This window comes from Zhongshania aquimaris (genome assembly GCF_019312595.1).
Lineage (GTDB): Bacteria > Pseudomonadota > Gammaproteobacteria > Pseudomonadales > Spongiibacteraceae > Spongiibacter > Spongiibacter aquimaris.
Genome location: NZ_JAHWDQ010000009.1, coordinates 1 through 18812, shown reverse-complemented (window position 1 = coordinate 18812; position 18812 = coordinate 1). Strand labels below are relative to the sequence as shown.

Genomic DNA, 18812 nt, shown 5'->3' with positions numbered 1-18812 from the left:
GCGCCGCTTAGAAGCGGTAATGAGAGAACGCTTTGTTCGCTTCAGCCATACGATGCACGTCTTCACGCTTTTTAACCGCAGAGCCTTTGCCCTGTGATGCATCGATGATTTCACCAGCCAGACGCTGACGCATAGACTTCTCACCACGGCCACGCGAATAGTCAACCAACCAACGCATTGCTAGCGCAGTACGGCGACTCGGGCGAACTTCAACTGGAACTTGGTAAGTTGCACCACCAACTCGGCGAGATTTAACCTCAACCATTGGTGCGATATTTTCCAGAGCGGTATCGAAGGCTTCTAGTGGATCAGTATTCAAGCGTTCTTTAACCAGGTCCAAAGCGCCATATACGATGGTCTCTGCGACTGATTTTTTACCACTTACCATAACGTGGTTCATGAACTTAGCGAGGGTCAGATTACCGAATTTTGGATCCGGCAGTATTTCCCGCTTGGCGGCGACGCGTCTTCTTGGCATAACTCTATTCCTATGTCTTCAGGTAAATCCAAACACCGGGCCGCCTTTCAGCGAATAGACGATGGTTTGGCCTTACTTAAGGTCTATTAATTTAAAACGTTAAAGTCGAATTACGACTTAGGACGCTTGGTACCGTATTTAGAACGGGCTTGCTTACGATTGTTCACACCTGATGTATCGAGGCTACCGCGAACAGTGTGGTAGCGCACACCCGGTAAATCCTTAACACGACCGCCGCGAATAAGCACAACACTGTGCTCTTGCAGGTTGTGGCCTTCACCACCGATGTAAGATGAAACTTCAAAGCCGTTAGTCAGACGTACACGACACACTTTACGCAATGCCGAGTTCGGCTTCTTAGGTGTAGTGGTGTAAACACGAGTACATACGCCGCGACGCTGTGGACATGCCTGCAATGCAGGAACATCACTTTTAGCCGCTTTACGCTTTCTCGGCTGACGAACCAACTGGTTGATCGTTGCCATTAATTAACTCCAGATACTAAAGCCAGCACACCAATGTGCTAACCAACTGACTACCGATACCGCCGATAGCTTATAAAAAAAGTGGAGCGCGAATTCTAAAGATGCGCTCCACTCCCGTCAAGTAGTCAAATTTGCTCAGCTGTTATCGCTAAGTGCCTCTGACAGTGCCGCTTCAACGTCCTGCGCCGATACGGTTTTCATTGCTTCGTCTTTCTTAATCTTGCGATCGCGGTGGTAAGCCAGACCAGTACCCGCAGGAATAAGACGCCCTACAACCACGTTTTCCTTCAAGCCGCGCAAATGATCGCGCTTGCCGGTAACTGCCGCTTCGGTAAGAACGCGGGTGGTTTCCTGGAAAGATGCCGCTGAAATAAACGACTCCGTTGCCAGAGAGGCCTTCGTAATACCCAATAATTCACGCTCGTAGCTGGCAGAAATCTTGTCAGTGCCGTGAAGAACTTCATTCTCTTCAACAACGCGAACGTATTCAGCCTGCTCACCTTTAATGAACGACGAATCACCAGAGGTCAAAATATTGACCTTGCGGAGCATTTGACGAACGATAACTTCGATGTGCTTATCGTTGATTTTTACGCCCTGCAGACGATAAACGTCCTGAATTTCATTGACGATATACTTCGCCAATTCTTCCACACCTTTCAGGCGCAAAATGTCGTGCGGGCTGAGCGGGCCTTCAGAAACAATTTCACCCTTCTCAACTTGCTCACCTTCAAACACGGTCAGCAGACGCCATTTCGGAATCAGCACTTCGTAGTAATCAGAACCATCTGCCAATGGCTTGCCATCTGCAGGTGTAATGATCAAACGACGCTTGCCCTTGGTTTCTTTGCCAAAGCTTACCGTACCAGAGATCTCAGCTAGGATAGCCGGCTCTTTCGGCTTACGCGCTTCGAACAAGTCAGCTACACGCGGCAGACCACCGGTGATGTCACGTGTTTTCGAACTCTCTTGCGGAATACGCGCAATAACGTCACCGACCTTCACTTGCGCACCGTTCTCGAGGGAAACAATCGCGTTTTCAGTCAAGAAGTAGTGAGCAGGAACGTTAGTACCCGCCAAACACAGTTCGTCGCCTTTGGCGTCAACCAGAGTTACCGCTGGGCGCATATCTTTACCGGCAGCTGGACGCTCGCCTTGGTCCATAACAGAAATGCTGCTAAGGCCAGTCAGTTCGTCAGTTTGACGCTTGACGGTAATCCCCTCTTCCATTCCCGACATCTTAACGATACCAGCAACTTCAGTAATAATGGGGTGAGTGTGCGGATCCCATGTTGCTACGACATCGCCTGCTGATACTTCAGCACGGTCAGCAACCTTAATTAACGCACCGTATGGCAGCTTGTAGCGCTCGCGCTCACGGCCGCTGCGATCTGTAATCGCCAACTCACCGGAGCGGCTTACCGCTACCAATTGACCATCCTCACGCTCAACCCATTTCAGATTGTGCAGGCGCGCCTTACCATCTTGTTTAACTTGAATATTGTCGACCGCAGTTGCCCGCGAAGCCGCACCACCGATGTGGAAGGTACGCATCGTAAGCTGCGTACCCGGCTCACCGATGGACTGCGCAGCGATAACACCAACTGCCTCACCACGGTTTACCAAGTGACCACGTGCTAAGTCACGACCATAACAAGCCGAACACACGCCATGGCGAGTCTCACAGGTGATTGGTGAGCGAACTTCAATCTCATCAATACCCATCTCTTCTAATTCAACAACGCGCTTCTCGTCGAGCATAACGCCCGCTTCAACAGCGATATCGTCTGTGCCCGGACGGAATACGTCACGCACTACGATACGACCCAATACGCGGTCACCCAATGTCTCGATGATGTCACCACCTTCGATAACCGGTGTCATGGTCAGCCCTTGGTCTGCACCACAATCATCTTCGGTGATAACCAAATCCTGGGCGACGTCAACCAAACGACGGGTCAAGTAACCCGAGTTTGCTGTCTTCAATGCGGTATCGGCCAAACCTTTACGAGCACCGTGAGTCGAGATGAAGTACTGAAGTACGCTCAGACCTTCACGGAAGTTTGCCGTGATTGGGGTTTCGATGATCGAGCCATCTGGCTTGGCCATCAAACCACGCATACCAGCAAGCTGACGAATCTGCGCTGGCGAGCCCCGCGCGCCGGAGTCTGCATAGATATAAACCGAGTTGAAAGAGTCTTGCATCTCTTCCTCACCCTTGCGGTTTATAACAGGCTCTTTCGACAGACCTTCCATCATCGCCTTGGAAACCATGTCGTTTGCACGGGACCAAATATCGATAACTTTGTTGTATTTCTCACCCTGGGTTACCAGACCGGAAGCGTACTGCTTTTCGATCTCAACTACTTCAGCGTCAGCCGCAGAAACAATACGCGCCTTGGCAGCAGGAATTTCAAAATCGTTAACGCCGATAGACGAACCGGAGCGAGTAGAATACTCAAAACCGGTGTACATTAACTGGTCACCCAGAATTACGGTCGCCTTCAAACCAACCTGACGGTAGCACTCGTTCAATAAACGAGAGATCGCCTTTTTAGTCATGTTTTGGTTGACCATTTCGAAGGGTAGCCCCTCGGGAACGATCCGCCACAACAAAACGCGACCAACGGTGGTGTCGATCAGGGTACGTGTTTCAGTACGCTCACCATTCTCGCCAAGACTAACTTCAACCAAGCGGCACTTTATACGCGCTTGCAAATGGGCACGACCGCCTACATAGGCGCGATGTACTTCTTCAGGGTTGGCAAAGGCGGTGCCTTCGCCGGCACCGTTAACGCGCTCACGCGTCATCCAGTACAAACCCAGTACAACGTCCTGCGAGGGAACAATGATCGGCTCGCCGTTTGCTGGCGACAGAATATTATTCGTCGACATCATCAGCGCGCGCGCTTCTAACTGCGCTTCGATTGTTAGCGGTACGTGTACCGCCATTTGGTCACCGTCAAAGTCAGCGTTGTAGGCCGCACATACCAGAGGGTGAAGCTGAATTGCCTTACCTTCGATAAGTACTGGCTCAAAAGCCTGAATACCTAAACGGTGAAGAGTCGGTGCACGGTTAAGCATAACGGGATGCTCGCGAATAACTTCAGCGAGGATATCCCATACTTCTGGCGGCTCACGCTCTACCATTTTCTTAGCGGCTTTAATCGTTGTTGCCAGGCCACGCGCTTCTAGCTTGCCGAAAATAAACGGCTTGAACAATTCAAGCGCCATTTTCTTAGGCAGACCGCACTGGTGCAGACGCAGAGTAGGACCAACCACGATAACCGAACGACCGGAATAGTCGACGCGCTTACCTAGCAAGTTCTGACGGAAACGACCTTGCTTACCCTTTATCATATCGGCAAGAGATTTCAGCGGACGCTTATTAGAACCGGTGATGGCACGACCGCGACGGCCGTTATCCAGCAATGCATCAACTGACTCTTGCAGCATACGCTTTTCATTGCGGACAATGATGTCAGGTGCGTTTAGATCCAACAGACGCTTCAAACGGTTGTTGCGGTTGATAACGCGACGGTACAAATCATTCAGATCTGAGGTTGCAAAGCGACCGCCATCCAGCGGAACCAATGGACGCAGATCTGGCGGCAATACTGGCAACACCTTCATGACCATCCACTCTGGCTTGTTACCAGAGTCAGCCAAGGCTTCAATCAGCTTCAAACGCTTAGAAAGCTTTTTGATTTTCGTTTCTGAGTTGGTCGCCGGAATCTCTTCACGAAGGCGGTCAATCTCAGCAGGCAAATCTAACTCGATCAGCAAATGCATGATCGCTTCAGCGCCCATTTTTGCAACGAAGTCGTCGCCAAATTCTTCCATCGATTCAAAGAACTGCTCGTCGCTTAGCAACTGGCCTTTCTCTAGCGTGGTCATACCCGGATCGGTAACCACATAAGATTCAAAGTAGAGAATCCGCTCGATGTCACGCAGAGTCATGTCTAGCAACAAACCGATACGGCTTGGTAGTGACTTCAGAAACCAAATATGCGCAACCGGGCTAGCCAATTCAATGTGACCCATGCGCTCACGACGCACTTTTGCCAGCGCGACTTCAACACCGCACTTCTCACAGATAACACCGCGGTGCTTAAGGCGCTTGTACTTACCGCACAAGCATTCGTAGTCTTTTACTGGACCGAAAATTTTGGCACAGAACAAACCGTCACGCTCAGGCTTGAACGTACGGTAGTTTATGGTTTCCGGCTTTTTCACTTCGCCGAAAGACCACGAGCGAATTAGCTCCGGTGACGCCAAACCGATACGAATAGAGTCAAACTCGTCGTTCGGTTGTCCCTGTTTCAATAGATTCAATAAATCTTTCAAGGCCGTTCCTCCGCAAGGGTATTCTTCAGGCGCCCACTAAACCGGGCGCCCCTTGCCATAGTCGTTGTCGATGTTTATTCCGTATCCAGCTCGATATTAATACCGAGTGAGCGGATCTCTTTGACCAGTACATTGAAAGACTCGGGCATGCCCGGCTCCATACGCTGATCGCCATCAACAATGTTTTTATACATTTTGGTACGACCATTCACGTCATCCGACTTCACAGTCAGCATTTCTTGCAAGGTGTAAGCGGCGCCGTATGCTTCTAGCGCCCACACTTCCATCTCACCGAAACGCTGGCCACCGAATTGCGCTTTACCACCAAGTGGCTGCTGGGTAACCAAACTGTATGAACCGGTTGAACGCGCGTGCATCTTGTCGTCGACCAAATGGTTCAGCTTCAGCATGTACATATAGCCAACGGTGACTGGACGATCAAATTCCAGACCGGTACGACCATCGCAAAGTTTTAACTGTCCACTTTCTGGAAGACCAGCAAGCTTCAGCAAACTTTTGATCTCGCCTTCATCAGCGCCATCAAATACTTGCGTTGCCATGGGCACACCGCCACGCAAGTTTTTAGCCAGATCCATAATCGCCTCATCGCTGAAGCTATCTAGATCTTCGTGGCGACCTGCACCGTCGTTGTAAATCTTACCCAAGAAAGCACGCACTTCTGCAATTTTACGCTGCTCGCGAATCATGTCGTCGATCTTGTTACCCAAACCTTTGGCCGCCAAGCCCAAGTGAGTTTCAAGAACCTGACCAACGTTCATCCGCGACGGAACACCTAGCGGGTTCAACACGATATCAACAGGCTCGCCATTTTCATCAAACGGCATATCTTCAACCGGCATGATGACGGAGATAACCCCTTTGTTACCGTGACGTCCTGCCATTTTATCGCCAGGCTGGATACGACGCTTAATTGCCAAATACACTTTAACGATTTTCAAGACACCCGGTGCCAAATCATCGCCAGTAGTCAGCTTGCGTTTTTTATCTTCAAAACGCTCTTCCAGCGTTTTGCGGTGTTCGCCCAACTGCTTATCTGCATCTTCCAATGCAGCATTCAGAGGCTCATCAGCCATACGCAATTTAAACCAGTCATCCTTTTTCAGCTCTTGCAGACCAGCCGCAGATAGCTCATGGCCCTTTTTCATGCCTGGACCGCTAAGGATCTTTTGACCGTCCAGTGCATTAGACAAACGAACAAACGTCGCCTCTTCTACTATGCGGTACTCTTCGTTCAAATCCTTACGGAATTGATCGAGCTGCATTTTTTCGATTTCTAAAGCGCGCTTATCTTTTTCTAAGCCATCACGAGTGAAGACCTGGACATCGATAACGGTGCCCTTGGTGCTAGATGGAACGCGCAGTGACGTATCTTTTACATCAGAGGCTTTCTCACCAAATATGGCACGCAGCAGCTTTTCTTCTGGCGTTAATTGGGTTTCGCCTTTTGGCGTGACCTTGCCGACCAGAATGTCGCCGGGGCCAACTTCGGCACCAATGTATACGATGCCCGACTCATCCAAATTAGCTAAAGCGCCTTCGCCAACATTGGGTATATCAGAAGAAATTTCCTCTGGCCCAAGCTTGGTGTCACGAGCAATACAAGTAAGCTCTTGAATATGGATGGTGGTAAAACGATCTTCTTTTACAACACGCTCAGACACCAAAATAGAGTCTTCGAAGTTGTAACCGTTCCACGGCATAAACGCGATGCGCATGTTCTGACCAAGTGCCAACTCACCCAAATCAACCGACGGACCGTCAGCTAGGATGTCTCCGCGAACTACATCGTGACCTTCGCTAACAATTGGGCGCTGGTTAATACAGGTGTTCTGGTTAGAACGGGTGTATTTAGTCAGGTTGTAAATATCAACAGGTGGCTGGCCAGGCTGAACTTCGTCGTTGTTTACACGAACAACAATACGTGACGAGTCCACACTATCGATCACACCACCGCGACGCGCGACAACACACACACCTGAGTCAGACGCCACATAGCGCTCAAACCCAGTACCAACCAAAGGCTTGTCAGCCTTGAGTGTAGGTACTGCTTGACGCTGCATGTTCGAACCCATCAATGCACGGTTCGCGTCATCGTGCTCAAGGAAGGGAATCAAAGACGCTGCCACCGAAACAACCTGCTTGGGCGATACGTCCATGTAGGTTACTTTTTCTGGCGGCATTACGGTGAATTCGTTCATGTGACGAACAGCAACCATCTCGTCAGTTAACTCACCCTTGTCATTCATCGCAGCAGAAGCCTGAGCGATAACTTCCTCAGCTTCATTGATGGCTGACAAGTATTCAATGTCATCACTGACCTTGCCGTCCTTAACCTTGCGGTAAGGGCTTTCAAGGAAACCGTACTCATTGGTACGCGCATATGTAGCCAAAGAGTTAATCAAACCGATGTTCGGACCTTCAGGAGTCTCGATTGGACATACACGACCATAATGGGTCGGATGTACGTCACGGACCTCAAAGCCGGCACGCTCACGCGTCAAACCACCAGGCCCAAGCGCAGAAACACGACGCTTATGCGTGATCTCTGACAGCGGGTTGTTTTGGTCCATAAACTGAGACAGCTGTGACGAACCGAAAAACTCTTTCACTGCCGCAGCCACAGGCTTAGCATTAATCAAGTCTTGCGGCATCAAACCTTCGCTTTCAGCCATCGATAGACGCTCTTTAACAGCGCGCTCTACACGTACCAAACCAACACGGAATTGGTTCTCTGCCATTTCGCCAACAGAGCGAATACGGCGGTTACCGAGGTGATCGATATCATCGACAATGCCCTTACCGTTACGAATGCCAACCAGCATTTTCATAACTGCAACGATGTCGCTTTGATCCAGTGTACCGGCGCCTAAAATTTCTTCACGACCGATACGGCGGTTAAACTTCATCCGGCCAACGGTCGACAGATCATAGCGCTCTGCAGAGAAGAACAGATTCTGGAACAGGTTTTCCGCTGACTCTTTGGTCGGTGGCTCACCTGGACGCATCATGCGGTAAATTTCTACCAAGGCTTCAAGCTGACTATTGGTAGGGTCAGAACGCAGAGTGTCGCTAACGTATGGACCGCAATCAAGCTCATTGGTGTACAGGGTGTCGATTTCGCTAACACCAGACTCTTCCAACTTCGTCAGTATTTCCGCTGTAATTTCAGTGTTACAAGGGAACAACACTTCGCCAGTGGCTTTGTCGATAATATCTTTCGCTAAGGCACGACCAATCAAGTACTCAACCGGCACTTCTAGCTGCGTCAAATTAGCTTTTTCAATTTGGCGAATATGACGTGCGGTAATACGACGACCGGTTTCAACGATAACTTCGCCGTTCTTAGCGCAGATATCAAAGGTCGCGACTTCACCACGCAAACGTTCAGCGATTAGCTCAATGGTAAAGCCGCCTTTTTTGGCAACCTTAAACGTGTTGACGTCGTAGAACAGATCAAGAATCTCTTCTGCCGCCATACCCAAGGCGCGCAACAAAATCGTTGCTGGCAATTTACGGCGACGGTCGATACGAACAAATACTTGGTCTTTCGGATCGAATTCAAAATCAAGCCATGATCCACGGTAAGGAATAATACGCGCGGAATACAGAAGCTTGCCAGACGAGTGAGTCTTACCACGGTCGTGATCAAAGAACACACCAGGTGAACGGTGCAACTGAGACACGATAACCCGCTCAGTACCGTTAATTACAAAGGTACCGTTTTCGGTCATGAGCGGAATTTCGCCCATGTAGACTTCTTGCTCTTTTATATCTTTGATGCTTTTGTTGGCAGATTCGCGATCATAAATTATCAAGCGAACTTTCACCCGCAGCGGCACAGAGTAAGTCACGCCACGCAGCTGACATTCATTAACGTCAAATGCAGGAATGCCTAGCACATAATCAACGTACTCAAGGGCAGCATTTCCGGAATAGCTAACTATCGGGAATATTGATTTAAAAGCAGCGTGCAAGCCATGCTCACCGCGCTCAGCAGCGGAAACACCTTGCTGCGTAAACTTCTTGTAGGAATCCAGCTGAATCGCAAGGAGATAGGGCACGTCCATGACGTGCGGCATCTTGCCAAAATCCTTGCGGATACGTTTTTTCTCAGTGTACGAGTAAGCCATCAGTACTCCCCAGCATCATCTCTTGACTCCGTCGCGACCGGCGGCGGTGTCGTTAGTGCAACAGTTTATCTGTCGCTGGTCAGCCCCCTCACAGGCGCTGACTGTAATTTCTCAAACAACAAAAGGCCGGCGGGATTTAACCCACCAGCCTCGCTTGAGATTGACCCGCAAGCAGGCCAACAAGCAACTTACTTAAGCTCGACGCTAGCGCCTGCTTCTTCAAGTGCTGCTTTAGCTGCGTCTGCATCAGCCTTAGAAGCGCCTTCTTTAACAGTAGATGGTGCGCCGTCTACCATTTCTTTCGCTTCTTTCAAGCCTAAGCCTGTGATCGTACGTACTGCCTTGATCACGTTAACTTTCTTGTCGCCAGCAGCAGTCAGAACAACGTCAAACTCAGTTTGTTCTTCAGCAGCAGCGCCAGCATCAGCAGCGGCAGCAGGAGCTGCAGCAACTGCAGCAGCTGCAGTAACGCCAAACTTCTCTTCCATCGCTTCGATTAGACCAACTACGTCCATTACGCTCATTTCAGCGATTGCATTCAAAATATCGTCTTGTGACAGAGCCATGTGAAACTCCCTACTGTGTCAATTACTAAAAAATTAAACGCCGCTTACGCAGCTTCTTTCTGCTCGCGAACGGCAGCTAATGTACGAACCAATTTTCCTGGGACTTCGTTCATTGTACGTACCAGTTTGGTTGCCGGTGCTAACATCACGCTCATCAACATAGACAGCGCTTGGTCGCGGGTCGGCAGTTTAGCCAGTACATCCAACTGATCTGCACCCATCAATTGGCCACTAACCGCAAGTGCTTTCACTTCAAAGTTTTTGTGATCTTTCGCAAAATCTTTGAAGATACGAGCCGCCGCACCAGGATCTTCCATCGAAAATGCCAGCAGAGATGGACCTTTAAAGGCCTGCTCTGCGCACTCGAATTCCGTTCCCTTCAACGCTAGTTTCGCCAAGGTGTTACGCACTACTCGTACGTTCACTTGGGATTCACGCGCCAATTTGCGAAGCTCTGTCATTTGGCCTACCGTACACCCGCGGGCGTCAGCAATAACCAATGACAATGCACTAGCGGCAGTCTCGTTAACGTCAGCTACAATCGCTTTTTTGTCGTCGAGTCTTAATGCCACTTGGATAACTCCTGGATTTGTCAGTTAATTACCGTAGACCAAAAACACAAGGTTCAAGGTCGTTTGCTGGTGAACAAATCCAATCCACCATCTGCGTAGGCCGGTGCCGGTAACGTTGACAAGTCAACACACCTATTAAGGGTTTAGATCTAAAAAATCTAATCCCACCTACGGTCTTTGATGGTCTCTGTCTTTTGACACAGTAGGTCAGCTGTCAAAGACCACAAAGCCAGAAAACGCCCTCCGAAAAGAGCGTCTTATTCTGGACGCAAGCGCCCAAAAATTATTTTAACGCCAGGCTAGCCTGATCAATAACGATACCAGGGCCCATCGTTGAAGAAAGGGTAATTTTCTTCATGTAAACGCCTTTTGCTGAAGATGGCTTTGCTTTACGCAAATCACCTAGCAGGGCTTCTAGATTTTCTTTTAACACGCCGGCCTCGAAAGAGATTGTGCCAATCGCGCCGTGAATGATGCCGTTCTTATCTGTACGGTAGCGAACCTGACCCGCTTTAGCATTTTTAACCGCTGTTTCAACATCAGCAGTTACAGTGCCGGTTTTTGGGTTTGGCATAAGGCCGCGTGGACCAAGCACCTGACCCAACTGACCAACAACGCGCATCGCATCCGGAGATGCAACAACAACGTCAAAATCCATCATGCCGCCTTTAACTTGCTCGGCAAGATCATCCATACCAACAAAATCTGCACCAGCTGCTTTTGCTTTTTCAGCATTTTCGCCCTGAGTGAACACTGCAACGCGCACAGTTTTTCCTGTACCGTTTGGCAGAGTCGTTGCGCCACGAACCGCTTGATCCGATTTACGCGCATCAACACCAAGGTTAATTGCTACATCAATAGCTTCTGGAAACTTAACAACAGAAACATCTTTTAGTAACGCAACTGCTTCTTCAAAACTGTACTGTTTGCCAGCAACTACTTTTTCACGAATTGCCTTTTGGCGCTTTGTTAGCTTAGCCATTACACACCCTCCACTTCGATACCGGCGGCACGAGCACTGCCCGCGATTGTACGCACAGCCGCTTCCATGTCAGAAGCAGTTAGATCGGCCATCTTGATAGTCGCGATCTCCTCCAGTTGCGCGCGGGTTACCTTGCCAACTTTTTTGGTATTAGGCGTACCTGAACCGCTTTTCACACCGGCGGCCTTTTTCAGCAAAAACGATGCTGGTGGCGTCTTAGTAGTGAAAGTGAAGCTACGATCTGAGTAGACTGTGATAACAACAGGAATTGGCATACCACTCTCAAGACTCTGGGTCTGAGCGTTGAATGCCTTACAGAATTCCATGATATTCACACCGTGTTGACCCAAAGCAGGACCAACTGGTGGACTTGGGTTTGCTGCACCAGCAGCAACTTGCAGCTTGATATAAGCCTGTACTTTCTTAGCCATATTACCTCTCCAATTGGGTAGTAACACCTCAAAGCCTCACGGCTCGTCAACGGCTCCCCGGTTTAAAAGAGTCTGACGTCGGAAGTCTGACGTCGGACGATCGGGGCTAGGCCCCAAAAGTTTTTAGCGTCAAGCGCCTGACTCCAGACGCTCGACAGACTAGCGCACAGCGCTAGGTCTTCTCTACTTGGCCGAAATCTAATTCGACCGGTGTAGAACGCCCAAAAATTAATACCGCAACATGCAAACGGTTCTTTTCGTAATTTACTTCTTCGACCACGCCGTTAAAGTCATTAAACGGCCCATCGATAACGCGAACCATTTCGCCTGGTTCAAACAGTGTTTTGGGCTTAGGCTTGTCGCCGCTTTCAACCCGCTGCAATATCGCCTGCGCTTCTTTCTCTGTGATTGGCGCAGGCTTATCTGCCTTACCACCAATAAAGCCCATGACTCTTGGCGTCTCTTTAACTAAATGCCAAGTGTCATCGCCGAGTTCCATTTGGATTAACACGTAACCGGGGAAAAACTTGCGCTCACTTTTGCGCTTTTGCCCGCCACGCATCTCAACCACTTCTTCTGTCGGAACCAAGACTTCACCAAATCGATCAGCAAAGCCCGAAAGTTCGATGCGCTCTTTTAATGCCAGAGCCACTTTCTTTTCGTACCCAGAATAGGCGTGTACAACATACCAACGCTTTGTCATGCCCTACCTCTAGCCGATAACCATGGATGCCAGCCAACCCAGCAGAGTGTCTAAGCCCCACAGAATCAATGCCGCCACAACTACAAACGCCACTACAATCAGTGTGGTCTGTGTGCTCTCCTGACGCGTCGGCCAGACTACTTTTCTGATTTCCGTACGCGCACCCTTCAACAGCTCAAAAAATGCCGCACCTTTTTCAGTACGATACGCAATTAAAGCTGCTACAGACGCTAATACCAACAAGGCAATAACGCGATAAAGCAAGGATTCGCCAGAAAAATACGTATTGCCGCCAACACCAACCGCGATCAGTACAGCAACAATGCTCCACTTTAAGCCGTCGAGGCGACTAGCGTCTTCCGCCTTAGCACTCATCGTTAAGTCATATCCTTTTTTGCTAAGCGCAAAACACCACTACGCATTACGCGAAGCGGTGTTAACGTAAATGGCAGGCCAGGAGGGACTCGAACCCCCAACAGCCGGTTTTGGAGACCGGTGCTCTACCAATTGAACTACTGGCCTACAAGTGCCGAGCTAAGCTCGGCCTTACACCCAATAAATAGGGCTTATTCTACGATTTTAGCAACAACGCCGGCGCCAACAGTACGGCCACCTTCACGAATTGCAAAACGCAGACCTTCTTCCATCGCGATTGGCGCAATCAACGTTACGTCCATTTTCACGTTGTCGCCAGGCATAACCATTTCAGTACCTTCAGGTAGCTCACAAGCACCTGTTACGTCTGTGGTACGGAAGTAGAACTGTGGACGGTAGCCTTTAAAGAATGGCGTGTGACGACCACCTTCTTCTTTTGACAGCACGTACACTTCTGCTTCAAAGCGAGTATGTGGAGTAATTGAACCAGGCTTAGCCAATACTTGACCACGCTCTACGTCATCACGCTTAGTACCGCGCAACAACACACCTACGTTCTCACCAGCGCGACCTTCGTCAAGCAGCTTGCGGAACATCTCGACACCAGTACAGGTGGTTTTGGTTGTGTCGTGAATACCAACGATAGAGATTTCGTCGCCAGTACGCAGAATGCCACGCTCGATACGACCAGTTACCACAGTACCGCGACCAGAGATCGAGAACACGTCTTCGATTGGCATCAGGAACGGCAGATCAACCGCACGCTCAGGCTGTGGAATGTAGGTATCCAACGCTTCGATCAATTTTGCAACAGCGGTCGTTCCCAACTCGTTGTCATCTTGACCGTTCAATGCCATCAAAGCAGAACCGGCAATGATTGGGGTGTCGTCGCCTGGGAATTCGTACATATCGAGCAGCTCGCGCAGCTCCATTTCTACCAATTCAAGCATTTCATTGTATTCTTCGCTGCCCACACCGCCGCAATCTTCAGCCAGCAAGTCTGCCTTGTTCAGGAACACAACGATGTAAGGTACACCAACCTGACGTGACAGCAGGATGTGCTCACGAGTTTGTGGCATTGGGCCATCAGTCGCGCCACATACCAAAATAGCGCCGTCCATCTGAGCAGCACCAGTAATCATGTTCTTAACGTAGTCAGCGTGACCTGGGCAGTCGACGTGAGCATAGTGGCGAGTTGATGAATCATACTCAACGTGCGAGGTCGCAATAGTAATACCGCGCTCACGCTCTTCCGGTGCGTTATCGATACCATCAAACGCGACCGCTTTACCGCCGTACACTTCCGCACATACGCGCGTCAGTGCTGCTGTCAGCGTTGTTTTACCATGGTCAACGTGACCAATGGTGCCCACGTTTAAATGGGGCTTATTACGTTCGAACTTCTCTTTAGCCATTGCGACAGTCTCCTAGCGGACTTTTTCGTCAAGTCACTATTTTCGTCAAGCCACTACAAAAAGACAAAAGCTGACCAAATCAGCTTTTGTCGCCAAATTTTAATGGAGCTCATGACCGGATTTGAACCGGTGACCTCTTCCTTACCAAGGAAGTGCTCTACCGACTGAGCTACATGAGCGCCGAAAATCTCTCTTTTAAACCTGCCCAAACTGGAGCGGGTAGCGGGAATCGAACCCGCACCATCAGCTTGGAAGGCTGAGGTTCTACCATTGAACCATACCCGCTGAAACTAGTTATCCGCTGGCAAGTCTTGCAATTAATGGTGGTGGGGGGTGGATTCGAACCACCGAAGCTCGCGCGTCAGATTTACAGTCTGATCCCTTTAGCCACTCGGGAACCCCACCCCAAGAGAACGGAAAATTTTCTTTCGAGCCATATACTTAACAACCAAACTTCGGCTGATGAACAACAAAATATAGCTCGCTAGAAAAATATGTGGAGCTGGCGAGAGGAGTCGAACCCCCGACCGGCTGATTACAAGTCAGCTGCTCTACCAACTGAGCTACGCCAGCTTAGCTACCACGTCGCTTCCAAACGAGGCCGGCATTCTAGTCTAACTCTTTGTAAGACGCAATCAGATTGCAGCTTTTTTTCTCCAAGCTTTTGTTATTATCCACATTTTCCTGCATTAGCTTCGCTGCGGTGACATAGCCGTCCTCGCCCTCTCGACCACGGAAACTTAACCAATATCGCTCACCCTCCTTCACCACGCGTTTAACTGCCGCACTATAGCCTTTCTTTAGCAAACCCTTGGAATGGACGTTCGCACGCTCATCCGTCGTGAAGACACCAAGGGAAATCGCGTTCTGCAATTCCCCACTGCGGATGATGAAATTATCAATTCGCCTATCACGTAATTCTGAACTTACCTTTGCCGCACCAGAAAAAGATGAATAAGGCCCCAGATACACCCAATAATCCGCACTGCGCTCGTAGGTCTCGATTAACAATTCAGAACCACTGATCTCATCAATGACACCGCCAAGCTCTTCTTTGGCCTTATAAGGACCTAAAAGCAAACACACTTCCTCGACACTTGGTTCAGTAATAGCAATATTTAGGGCGCCATTTGCAGACAAGGAACCCTCTCTGTCAAGCTCCGACAGTAGAGAAATATTATTTTTCTCAGCACTTACTAATGGCAAATCAAAACCGCCGGAGGACGAGCTAGTCCAGTGACTCGCAAAAAACACCGCGTTAATAGCAAGCAATAAAAGAAAGAACCAACGCACGCGAACCCCCTACGCCTTCGTCAGCACTGGAGCCAACCCATCCAGAACCAGACTTTCGCTGAAGTGCCATGACTCAGCGGCCGCCCCCCCCAACTCTTTTAAAGCCAAACCATCACCACCTGTGATAAAGACATCGTAACGACCACCAATAATCAAATCGGCCTCTTTTAATGCAAGCCAAACTGCACCAAGCAAACTCAACCACTTGCCATTATGCACACATGTATCCGTGTTTATACCAGGCGCAATGGTCCTTGCTCTCTCTTGACCAAAGCGCACTTTACCGGTCCCGTCATTAAGCACCTTTAGCAGGAGCTCAATTCCTGGCAGTATGTATCCTCCCTGATGCTGACCATGCGCATCAACCACATCTATCGTCAACGCAGTACCAGCATCAATAACCACACATGCGCCGCGGCACTCTTTAAATGCGGCGACCATTGCCAGCCAACGATCAACACCAAGCTTTGAAGCATCTTCATAAGCGCTTCTAAGGCCTGCGCATTCCACTTGCGACGTCGCTACTAGGTATTTAACTCCTGACGATACCAGTAAACTCTTCAATTGCTCCTCTCGATCACTATGTGCAACCGATGCTATGCGAACTAAATTAATATCCGGCAACAGCAGCTCATCAACACCTTGAACGTCGCCTACTAAACGACCCGAGCCGAGGACAGCACCATCCGTCGCAAGGCACCGCCATTTAATTGCAGTATTACCAACATCCAACTCTAAGACTTGACCCAATTTAAGCGCCCCGCAAACTCACTTCGCCACCACTAAAGACCCGATCGCCTTCTGCAGTACTTAAGATCAAGCCACCACTGCGGTCCAAACCAGCAACCACACCTTCCACATAAGCCTCACCAAGTTGAACTTTGACCGAACGGCCAGCAAAGGCATCGTGGCGACTCCACTCGTCTTTATGCGCGGCGAAACCACCCGCAGAAAACTCGTCAAAAACTACGCTCAGAGCCGAGATTAATTCCGCAGCCAGCTTATTTCGATCTACAGCACCAACAATCTGAGCCAAATCAGTCCAAGGCTGAGTGATGCCATCAGTATCGGAACCGCTCATGTTCACATTTAAACCAACACCAACGATAACTTGGCAAACACCTGCGGGATCTCCCTGCATCTCCAGCAATATACCAGCTAACTTCTTATTCTCGTGCAATACGTCATTGGGCCACTTTAAGCCAAGACCAGCCACACCAAACCCGTCTAAAGCGCGCAACACCGCCAAGCCCACAGACAAACTCAAACCCTCCAGCGCCGAGGCACCAGACTGAAATTCCCAAACCTGCGACATATAGATATTTCGACCAAAAGGGCTCTGCCACTGTCGGCCACGCCGCCCCCTACCCGCACTCTGCTGCTCAGCAAAACAACAGTAACCCGCACCACGCCCCTCTTTAATAGCGATTGCTGCTGCGCTATTTGTAGAATCAATTAAAGGAAAAATATCAAGCTGACCGAGAGCAACAGTCGCCTCAGGCGACAAGGCGTGTTTTATTTTCACACCATCAAGTAAATCTATGCCGCCAAGCAAACGATATCCGCGCCCCTTTACTGACTCTATCTTTAAATCTAAGACTTCGAGCTTCTGCAATTGCTTCCAAACAGCAGCCCGACTCACCCCTAGATGAGCACCTATCTCCTCGCCAGAATGGTATTCACCGTCAGCCAATATATTTAGTATTTCCACACCATTAACACCCGAGCACCACTTATTAGCACCGGATAATATCAGAATATTTACAGCACTGATGCCATACCGAAAATTGACAACACGGAATGGTCAGCTACGTTTATAAAATAGAGTTATAAACCAATTAAAATCCACTCAAGCCATTCACACATAGAAATTTGACCGCATGCTAATCACTGCGGACCGCCCCTCGGATATGAGGAGTCACTATCATGAATTTAAGACAAATTACGACGGCTGCCGCAATATCCTTACTTTCTAGCAGCTTAGCATTTGCCACTCCAGCGCAAGATGACAGCATTCACGTCCGCGCTAGCTTTTACTCAAGCACATACTCAGATATGCACCAGAAGCTTATCAGTGAAGTAATCAACACCCTAATAACAGATAAAAAACTAGCCGGCCAGCTAGAGATCGACGGTCGAAATGGGAGCATCTATATTTCAGGGCGAGTAAAAGAAGTCTCAATGATTTATCGAGTTGTGGAAATCATAAAGCGCAACACAGATGTTAGACACGTAGATGTTCGCCAGCTTGATACATAATACTTAAGAAATACCATCGCAGTATGCAAACCAAAGCCCCGACTAAGAAATCTGGCGGGGCTTTTATGTATGTTTATTAGCATAAACACGACCGTCCATTTTACGCCGCCCATCGTGAGATGCTTGAGGGGAGAAGTTGGATGCTAAGCTTAAGGCCCACCGTCACACAATACCTACCGTGATGATTTTACTGTATCGCGTGCGCACCTGCTTTTGCGCTTACCGTCCAGCGTGCTGCCGTCAGGACCGGTACGGGGTGTAAGAACACCTCTTGCGTCGAGCGCATTACTGAGTCTGCTCGTTACCGAAGGGCGTGCTTTGGCCATATCAATGCCAGCGTGATGACCTACATTGTGTTGCGAGCAGTGCCCGCAGGAAATGCTCTGGGTACGCATGAGACCGATGCTTAGTGAGAGAAGATAATCACCATCCTAAATAAAACACAACCCCAGTAGGTCTTCCTGCTGGGGTTGTGTTTTATTTAGGAGCCTGACGAGGGCAGGCCCCGTGAACGAAGTGAACGCTTTGGGTGAGTCGGCCCCGCGAAGCGCTTTGGGTCTCGCCTAGCGGAATCCACTTCCAGCAACCCATAAAAAAACCCGAGACTCTAATGAATCTCGGGTTTTAAATTAAAGCCTGGCGATGACCTACTCTCGCATGGGGAAACCCCAAACTACCATCGGCGATGACACGTTTCACTTCTGAGTTCGGGATGGGATCAGGTGGTTCCATGTCTCTATGGTCGCCAGGCAAAC

Annotated in this window: 15 protein-coding genes, 5 tRNA genes and 1 rRNA gene; 1 reads left to right on the top strand and 20 read right to left on the bottom strand. The window is 49.5% G+C overall.

Annotated features, from left to right (window positions below; translation table 11 throughout):
- Positions 1 to 7: 7 nt before the first annotated feature.
- From rpsG to birA, 19 genes are all read right to left on the bottom strand, one after another.
- A complete protein-coding gene (rpsG, locus tag KXJ70_RS18840; protein ID WP_123183187.1) occupies positions 8 to 478 on the bottom strand; it encodes a 30S ribosomal protein S7 in 471 nt (156 codons plus the stop codon).
- 110 nt (positions 479 to 588) lie between these two features.
- The gene (gene rpsL, locus KXJ70_RS18835) at positions 589 to 963 is read right to left on the bottom strand and encodes a 30S ribosomal protein S12 (protein ID WP_008248376.1); all 375 of its coding nucleotides are present in this window, start codon (positions 961 to 963) and stop codon (positions 589 to 591) included.
- 135 nt (positions 964 to 1098) lie between these two features.
- The gene (gene rpoC, locus KXJ70_RS18830) at positions 1099 to 5310 is read right to left on the bottom strand and encodes a DNA-directed RNA polymerase subunit beta' (protein ID WP_219045101.1); all 4212 of its coding nucleotides are present in this window, start codon (positions 5308 to 5310) and stop codon (positions 1099 to 1101) included.
- Between the two features lie 74 nt (positions 5311 to 5384).
- A complete protein-coding gene (rpoB, locus tag KXJ70_RS18825) occupies positions 5385 to 9461 on the bottom strand; it encodes a DNA-directed RNA polymerase subunit beta (RefSeq protein WP_219045100.1) in 4077 nt (1358 codons plus the stop codon).
- A gap of 188 nt (positions 9462 to 9649) precedes the next feature.
- Positions 9650 to 10027, bottom strand: coding sequence for a 50S ribosomal protein L7/L12 (gene rplL, locus KXJ70_RS18820; protein WP_219045099.1), 378 nt, complete (start codon positions 10025 to 10027; stop codon positions 9650 to 9652).
- 44 nt (positions 10028 to 10071) lie between these two features.
- Positions 10072 to 10599 (bottom strand): 50S ribosomal protein L10, encoded by a 528-nt coding sequence (rplJ, locus tag KXJ70_RS18815; protein WP_219045098.1) that lies wholly within the window; start codon positions 10597 to 10599, stop codon positions 10072 to 10074.
- Positions 10600 to 10882: 283 nt separating this feature from the next.
- A complete protein-coding gene (rplA, locus tag KXJ70_RS18810; RefSeq protein WP_219045097.1) occupies positions 10883 to 11581 on the bottom strand; it encodes a 50S ribosomal protein L1 in 699 nt (232 codons plus the stop codon).
- The gene (rplK, locus tag KXJ70_RS18805; RefSeq protein WP_219045096.1) at positions 11581 to 12012 is read right to left on the bottom strand and encodes a 50S ribosomal protein L11; all 432 of its coding nucleotides are present in this window, start codon (positions 12010 to 12012) and stop codon (positions 11581 to 11583) included. Before rplK ends, rplA begins: the two co-directional genes overlap by 1 nt.
- Positions 12013 to 12184: 172 nt before the next feature.
- Positions 12185 to 12715, bottom strand: coding sequence for a transcription termination/antitermination protein NusG (nusG, locus tag KXJ70_RS18800; RefSeq protein WP_219045095.1), 531 nt, complete (start codon positions 12713 to 12715; stop codon positions 12185 to 12187).
- Positions 12716 to 12724: 9 nt separating this feature from the next.
- Positions 12725 to 13090, bottom strand: coding sequence for a preprotein translocase subunit SecE (gene secE / locus KXJ70_RS18795; RefSeq protein WP_219045094.1), 366 nt, complete (start codon positions 13088 to 13090; stop codon positions 12725 to 12727).
- A 71-nt stretch (positions 13091 to 13161) separates the two neighbouring features.
- Positions 13162 to 13237, bottom strand: a tRNA-Trp gene (locus tag KXJ70_RS18790).
- Positions 13238 to 13281: 44 nt separating this feature from the next.
- Positions 13282 to 14505, bottom strand: a complete 1224-nt coding sequence (gene tuf, locus KXJ70_RS18785; RefSeq protein ID WP_219045093.1) for an elongation factor Tu — start codon at positions 14503 to 14505, stop codon at positions 13282 to 13284.
- A 103-nt stretch (positions 14506 to 14608) separates the two neighbouring features.
- A tRNA-Thr gene (locus KXJ70_RS18780) sits at positions 14609 to 14684 on the bottom strand.
- Between the two features lie 32 nt (positions 14685 to 14716).
- Positions 14717 to 14790, bottom strand: a tRNA-Gly gene (locus KXJ70_RS18775).
- A gap of 36 nt (positions 14791 to 14826) precedes the next feature.
- A tRNA-Tyr gene (locus KXJ70_RS18770) sits at positions 14827 to 14910 on the bottom strand.
- A gap of 92 nt (positions 14911 to 15002) precedes the next feature.
- Positions 15003 to 15078: transfer RNA gene (locus KXJ70_RS18765), tRNA-Thr, on the bottom strand.
- Positions 15079 to 15114: 36 nt separating this feature from the next.
- The gene (locus tag KXJ70_RS18760; RefSeq protein WP_219045092.1) at positions 15115 to 15798 is read right to left on the bottom strand and encodes an SPOR domain-containing protein; all 684 of its coding nucleotides are present in this window, start codon (positions 15796 to 15798) and stop codon (positions 15115 to 15117) included.
- 9 nt (positions 15799 to 15807) lie between these two features.
- Positions 15808 to 16548: a type III pantothenate kinase gene (locus KXJ70_RS18755; RefSeq protein ID WP_219045091.1), complete on the bottom strand. Its 741-nt coding sequence runs from the start codon at positions 16546 to 16548 to the stop codon at positions 15808 to 15810.
- 1 nt (position 16549) lies between these two features.
- Positions 16550 to 17509, bottom strand: a complete 960-nt coding sequence (gene birA / locus KXJ70_RS18750; RefSeq protein ID WP_369409817.1) for a bifunctional biotin--[acetyl-CoA-carboxylase] ligase/biotin operon repressor BirA — start codon at positions 17507 to 17509, stop codon at positions 16550 to 16552.
- Between the two features lie 215 nt (positions 17510 to 17724).
- Here birA and KXJ70_RS18745 point away from each other — a divergent pair, with 215 nt between their 5' ends.
- Complete coding sequence (locus KXJ70_RS18745) at positions 17725 to 18057, top strand: hypothetical protein (protein ID WP_219045090.1); 333 nt, start codon at positions 17725 to 17727, stop codon at positions 18055 to 18057.
- Positions 18058 to 18691: 634 nt separating this feature from the next.
- Here KXJ70_RS18745 and rrf read toward each other — a convergent pair.
- Positions 18692 to 18807: ribosomal RNA gene (rrf, locus tag KXJ70_RS18740) — 5S ribosomal RNA — on the bottom strand.
- Positions 18808 to 18812 lie beyond the last annotated feature (5 nt).